The sequence below is a fragment of the Bartonella sp. AP11XZML genome (genome assembly GCF_042196445.1).
Classification (GTDB): domain Bacteria; phylum Pseudomonadota; class Alphaproteobacteria; order Rhizobiales; family Rhizobiaceae; genus Bartonella.
This window is the reverse complement of the sequence record NZ_JBHIQF010000012.1, coordinates 1-6,132: the sequence shown is the minus strand read 5'-3', so window position 1 is coordinate 6,132 and position 6,132 is coordinate 1. Positions and strand designations below refer to the sequence as shown.

Annotated in this window: 5 protein-coding genes and 1 pseudogene; 3 read left to right on the top strand and 3 right to left on the bottom strand. The window is 37.9% G+C overall.

The window, feature by feature from the left end:
* Positions 1 to 234 precede the first annotated feature (234 nt).
* Positions 235 to 978: a nuclease gene (locus ACFIMG_RS00720; RefSeq protein ID WP_375678791.1), complete on the top strand. Its 744-nt coding sequence runs from the start codon at positions 235 to 237 to the stop codon at positions 976 to 978.
* A 590-nt stretch (positions 979 to 1,568) separates the two neighbouring features.
* Here the strand turns inward: ACFIMG_RS00720 and ACFIMG_RS00715 are convergent.
* Together ACFIMG_RS00715 and ACFIMG_RS00710 are read right to left on the bottom strand one after the other, a co-directional pair.
* Complete coding sequence (locus tag ACFIMG_RS00715) at positions 1,569 to 2,012, bottom strand: hypothetical protein (protein ID WP_375631986.1); 444 nt, start codon at positions 2,010 to 2,012, stop codon at positions 1,569 to 1,571.
* A 3-nt stretch (positions 2,013 to 2,015) separates the two neighbouring features.
* On the bottom strand, positions 2,016 to 2,354 hold the full coding sequence (locus ACFIMG_RS00710; protein WP_375678790.1) for a YqjD family protein: 339 nt from the start codon (positions 2,352 to 2,354) through the stop codon (positions 2,016 to 2,018).
* 1,006 nt (positions 2,355 to 3,360) lie between these two features.
* Between ACFIMG_RS00710 and ACFIMG_RS00705 the strand changes: the two genes are divergently transcribed.
* Positions 3,361 to 4,263, top strand: coding sequence for a MotA/TolQ/ExbB proton channel family protein (locus ACFIMG_RS00705; RefSeq protein ID WP_375678789.1), 903 nt, complete (start codon positions 3,361 to 3,363; stop codon positions 4,261 to 4,263).
* Positions 4,260 to 4,841 carry a biopolymer transporter ExbD gene (locus tag ACFIMG_RS00700; protein ID WP_375678788.1) on the top strand — a complete coding sequence of 194 codons (582 nt, stop codon included), beginning with the start codon at positions 4,260 to 4,262 and terminating at the stop codon, positions 4,839 to 4,841. Before ACFIMG_RS00705 ends, ACFIMG_RS00700 begins: the two co-directional genes overlap by 4 nt.
* An 851-nt stretch (positions 4,842 to 5,692) precedes the next feature.
* Here the strand turns inward: ACFIMG_RS00700 and dut are convergent.
* Positions 5,693 to 6,132: pseudogene (gene dut, locus ACFIMG_RS00695) on the bottom strand (dUTP diphosphatase); the annotation flags it as partial.

Below are 6,132 nucleotides of genomic sequence, written 5' to 3'. Positions count from 1 at the left end.
ATTTCTTTTGTGTGTTGGGTAGAGTAGTTTTTGGTAAGATGTGTTCACAACTGAATGAATTATTCATGTTTTTCATGAAAATTCCCCCGCTTTATGTTTAAGTTAATCACAAAATTAATATTCAAAATATTAATCGGTAATCATATAAATGAAAAAAATAAATTTTTCTATCGATAAATTAATAATATTTAATCTTTTATTATTTAATGAACAAAAAATATAGTAATATTCAAAATGATACTTTTAAAATATCTTCGAGCAGCGCCTAAATATATTGTCTTAATTTGTATTATTATTTTAGGATACTTTTATTTCAGTCAACATACTGAAAATATTATGCAATTTTCTCTTTTTGAAGGATCAGAAAAGACAATAGAAAACCCCGTTCAAAATCCGAAGTCACAATTGATAGATTATGCAAACCAACAAGACGCAAGCCAACAAAATGTGGTGTTGCATTCAGAACCAATCGCATCACAATTTTATGAAGAAAATGTGCCGGTCTATTCCGGTGCTATACAGGTCACAAGTGGTGTGACCTTTAAAATGATCACGCTTGTAGATGATGGATGGAGAAAAAAGATTATCCGTGATATCCGCTTATATGGTGTGGAAAGCTGTGAAACACGACAATTTGCCTCACGCAACGGAGTTAAGTGGCCTTGCGGCGCTTTTGTTACGGCTTGGCTTGTTTCAAAAACAATTGATAAAAAGGTTACTTGTCGGCAAGCACGTGTCGTTCAACAGGTTCATTATGCACAATGTTTTGTAGATGGGGTTGATCTGGCGCGGTTGGGGCTGGCAGAAGGGTTGATGGTGTTGACAAAAGATCAGCATCATTTTCCATCCCCCGCAGACTATAAAACTCTACAATCTGCTGCTCAAAAAGCACAAAACGGTTTATGGTCGAGCCAATTTCAACAACCAGAAGATTGGCGAAGAGATCATGGAAGCTATAATCCCATTGACCATAATTAATATTGACCATTATTAATAAAGCGTTCTCTCAAGCGCTATTTAAAAGTCAAGACAATATTCTACTGCAAATCTTATCAGAAAAAAGTTAATGATAATCCACGCAGTCCTTGGTGGACAACGCTCGTTATGGAAAATTGTTGTGTTTAAAATATCCTATAGGTTGTTTACTATAGCGCTATGGGAGAGCGCGTTTCCTTCCCCTAAACAAAATAGTCATTGTAACAAACATGAGTGTTCAGAAAAATATGAACACACGCAAACTACTGATGTGACCTTTGGTCATGAAAAAAGGCTTATGAAAATATAGAGGAAAGGTAAAACTGAAAATACCTTGCCTTCAAAAAACAATCAATTGCTTCAAATCAAACCAGAACTTTTAATGCAAGCTTTGCCTCATGTTGCTATGTTCATGAAATATGGGTTGCAATCTGAAAGAGAGTGTAGCGGTTCTATGGAATTTTTAGCAAAATGAAGGGGATTTTTTCAGGCACTTGGAGAAGCTAAAGAGACTATGAGGAAAAAAATGTGCTTTCTTTTGTTATAAAAGAAAGCACATTAAGGGGGGATTTAGAGTGACAGCTTTACATATTTTACTCTGAAAAGCGGTCTTTTTTATCTTTTTTCCACAAAAAATAAGTTGCAAGTCCGAGAATGGGAACACCCAATTTGGCAAAAGGGAGATGTTGACTGAGAGCGGCAAGACTGGAAACAGTCGCATCTGTCATGAGTTTGTGGCGTTGTTCTTCTGTCTTTTTTTGTTGGTCATAGCGTTGATAAGTTTTGAGAACGCGACTGATAATAAGACCTAATCCCGCAAGAGAAAGACAAATTAAAAACATGATACTAGCGGCAGCAAGAGGCTTCATAACAGAACATAACGCAATAAAACCGATGGTACATAAAAAAAGCAAAGACATGAAGAATGAAATGCTAATAAACCCATAGAAAATTGCTTGAAGGCGTACTTGCTTGACTGTGCTTTTAAGCCCTCCACCGACAAGATGGTTTAAAAGAGGCGCGATAAACTTATGCATTGCTTAACGACGCAGTAATTGAGAAAGAATAAAACCAACCCCTGCGGCAAACAAAACGCTTTTGCCAGGATTTTTGCGAACGCATTGATTCAGAGTTTGTTCAAGATCACTGATTTTATCTTTTGCTTGAGACATCATGTCTTCACCACTTTCTTTCGCTGAGTGATATAGTTTTTCCGCTTTGTCTTTGGCGGCGTTGAATTTGTTTGCACCAAGATCTGTTAGGGTTGAGGTAATCCCTGAAATTTCAGTGCGTAACTTTTCTAATTGTCCTTGTAGGTCTTTTTGTTGGTCTTTTTCTACGGCTGATTTATCGTGCTGTGTTGTTTTATTATGGGCCATGGTATTTTTCCCTCTTGATTCATTATATTTGTATTGGTGTGTTCATAGTGATCATTTGCATTGGAGTGAAAATTTTCACTGCTTCAGTAACGCCAAAAGCTTTTTTTGGTTCCTTTCATTTTGTCGAATTTAAAATTGTTTTTGATAAAATAAATCTTTCCTATACGATATGCTTTGTCTGTAAAGGGTCGCATCTGTTGAGAATTGCCTTATGCTTTTGCAGCAATTTAGCACCATTCTTCAGTTTCTCGTGGCGCAGTTTTTTTATAAAAGTTTTTTAAAAGTGTGCTGAGGCTTATTTTTTAAGCTTGTGACAGCTAAAAAACATTGTTGTTGCGATTTTGCGGCAGAAGTACTGTCATTTTTATACTTTTGCAGCAAAGAAAAAGAAAATAATATTGCGGCTCTTTGCTCTCTATGTATTTGGGGGCAACACGCGCTGCCCATGATACTTTTGGTCAGTTTAAGATATTGCGATAGTTCTTTTTTTAAAACGTAAGGTATATTTTTATTTTAGGATAGGAGAGGTACTTTAGTGCACTGGTTGTTAGAGAAGTGCATATCCTTTTCTCCGAGGATTTTATGATATTTTTGCTGCTTGTTTCATGTAAGAAAATATTTTGTTGGCTTCAAAAGAGCCGCAGAAATGAGAAAAGCTTTGCGATATGAGAGATTTATTTAACAGGAACGATGATAAATTATTCTTATAAATTAAAATATTATATGCGATACTTCTTGTAAGTTTATCATTTTGCCTAATTTATGCAATAAATTGATTGGGTAAGATAAACTTGTTGAATTGTTAGAGAAAAATTTCTTGAGTAATTTCTTTAGAATTAAGAGAGAGCTTGTGAAATAAAACTATACTTGATTTATCAAGTTTTCTTTCTTAAGAGGAATACACAAGTGATGTTAAAAGGGTAGTGGCATTTTGGAACAGTGATGCTATGCGGGGTGACGATCCAGCTCATAAATAAAGATAAGAGCACAAGAATGTGAGATAAAAATGGAATCTGAAACAGTCCCTTTAGATAAAACAGTCCCTTTAGATAATATGTCTGCTGTATTGACAGTGCATGATTTTTCTCCTTTTTCTATGTTTATGGCTGCTGATTGGGTGGTAAAAGCGGTTATCATTATTTTGTTACTTGCTTCACTTGTGTCTTGGACAATTGCTTTTGTGAAAATTGTCGAGATCACTTTGGTAAAACGAAGAGTACGTCATGAACTTCAATTGGTTCTAAATGCTCAGACTCTTACGCGTTTGGCAGCTAGCTTGAAAGAAAGCAAAGGGGCTGGTGTATTTTTTCTCAAAGAAGTCCTTAAAGAGGTGTATCTTTCTGCACAACAGGTTCATTTTTCTGCTCCTGAAGGGATAAACGAAAGCTCTGGTGAAAAAACCAGTACAGGGGAAAATGCACAAACGATTGAAGATATTCTCTTTTATGAGGAGAGCAATCAATATGAAGATGTTTCCCGCGATGTTCGCGATGCTAGGGTTCGCGATGTTCATGAAGGTTTAAAAGAAAGGGTTCATTCACTTTTGTCACGCTGCTTGCTGGCTGCTACACGCCGTGTTGCATGTGGAAGTGCTGTTCTTGCAACTATTGGCGCAATTGCTCCTTTTGTTGGTCTTTTTGCAACTGTTTGGGGAATTATGAACTCTTTTATTGGGATTGCTCAGTCTCAAACAACGCGACTTGATGTGGTGGCGCCTGGAATTGCTGAAGCTTTATTCGCAACGGCTGTTGGGCTTTTTGTGGCTATTCCCGCCGTTGTTATGTATAATAGCCTTATGCGTGCTTTGAGTGGTTATCGCAGTGATTTAGGCGATATCGCTGCTGCTCTTGAAAGGCTCTTGAGCCGTGAACTTGATAGGCAAAGACAACAGAAAAGTCATAAAAAATGAAAGCAAGCCTTAATAATGATTGGGATATAGACGAGAGTGGGTTGCAAAGTGAAATCAATGTGACCCCTTTTATTGATGTTGTATTGGTGTTGCTTATTGTTTTTATGGTTGCAGCGCCTTTGGCAACATCTGCCATTTCCGTTCAGCTTCCTTCTATAACTCAAGCACCTTCAGTGGTTCAGTCTGATGAACCTCTTTATGTTACGTTGCAAAAAGATCGTTCTCTTTACATTGGTGATCATCTTGTAGAACAAGCAGCTTTGAGAGAAGCTTTGTTGAGGGAAACTACACAAAATTTAGAGGCAAAAATTTTAATCAAAGCGGATAGCGAAATTGATTATGGTACTGTCATCGATTTATTAAATCAAATACGCATGGCTGGATATCATAAAATCGGTCTTGTAGGATTGCAAAACTCTACCAATCTTGTTTCAAGAGGTGAGATCAATAATAAAACAACAGGGGTAGCGGATGCTGCTGTCGATGGAGCGGGTGGTAACGTTGTGGGGCGTGTGGATGCCGTAACAACGAGCCCTGCGGGAAACGCTAATATTCCAGCCGATGTCTCTGATCAGTGATAAAAAACAGCCTTTGTTGCAGGAAGCAAAGCATATTACTCAAAGTCGTAGAGTGAAATTGATGAGGGTTCCGTGGATTTATTAAACCAAATACGCATGGGTTTGATATTACGTAGGGGTTTGATATTATGCAGGGGGTTCATATATTGAATCGGTTTTTCTAGGATTAAACTCTACTCATCTTGCCGCAAGAGGTGCGATCAAAAAAACAGCAGAGGCGATTGTTGTGTGTCTTAATACATCTTAAAGCCTTTTTTGCGGCGGTGTTCATAAATGGTATAACGGTAAAGCCCCCGTAACATAATCAAAAAACCTATCAAACATCACCATCTTTATGCTTAACAAAAGAGCAAGCGAGCACCATTATCGTATTTATATTTTTTTCCCAATGTTGTGATAGTGCTATTCATTGTAGGCATTTTTTCAGTTTTTATCTGCGTGCTAGCCACGTTTGGAATGTGAGAAACATGCTTTTGATTGATTTAATATAAATAGGCTTGCCATGAAACAATCTTACAGTATTGAGATTTCTCATTTAAGTTACAAGACAATTCATTATTATTATAAATCAATATGATGTATAGATTGTCGACATTACCAGCGGTGTGTGAGCTCTCAATGTTTAATGCCAATGTTTTTGTTATGGGGGAGGGGTATCTGGTGATAATGAAGTTTTGTATAGCGCACGAGACGTAATTGAGAGATGCTTGTTTAGAGGGGCGTTTAGTGAAAAAACTTTGAAAGCAAATGCGCATTCCCTCTGCATTTTAAAAGCTCAAAGAATTTCCAGTGAAAGAGTGGTTGGAATAAGTATGTGTGTTATTTTGAGAGTAGCGATTTTTCAGAGCTTCTTAAGTGTGTCCCGTTGAACCAAAACCTCCTGTTCCACGGCTCTCGTTATGGCTTTGGGTATTTTGCTCTGGTTCAATGGCGCAAACATTAACTTGGGATACAGGGGCAATGACTGTTTGGGCAATGGCGCGCATGCCCCGTTGGATTGAAAAGTCTTCTTGGNACATTAACTTGGGATACAGGGGCAATGACTGTTTGGGCAATGGCGCGCATGCCCCGTTGGATTGAAAAGTCTTCTTGGCCTAAATTGATAAGAAGGAGTTTGACTTCACTTCCGGATAGTCACACTCAATCGTTCCTGTAGTGTTGAGGCATGTGATGCCGTGTTTTAAGGCTAAGCCAGAGCGTGGACGGATGCGTGCTTCAAACCCAAGAGATAAATGAAAAATGAGACCTGTTGGAATAAGTTCCCGCTGCCCAGGGGCAAGAACAAGCGTTT

Bases quoted from the DNA above. Each gene is read 5' to 3' on its own strand.
- ACFIMG_RS00720 (WP_375678791.1), top strand. From the start codon at position 235: ATGATACTTTTAAAATATCTTCGAGCAGCGCCTAAATATATTGTCTTA.
- ACFIMG_RS00715 (WP_375631986.1), bottom strand. From the start codon at position 2,012: ATGCATAAGTTTATCGCGCCTCTTTTAAACCATCTTGTCGGTGGAGGG.
- ACFIMG_RS00710 (WP_375678790.1), bottom strand. From the start codon at position 2,354: ATGGCCCATAATAAAACAACACAGCACGATAAATCAGCCGTAGAAAAA.
- ACFIMG_RS00705 (WP_375678789.1), top strand. From the start codon at position 3,361: ATGGAATCTGAAACAGTCCCTTTAGATAAAACAGTCCCTTTAGATAAT.
- ACFIMG_RS00700 (WP_375678788.1), top strand. From the start codon at position 4,260: ATGAAAGCAAGCCTTAATAATGATTGGGATATAGACGAGAGTGGGTTG.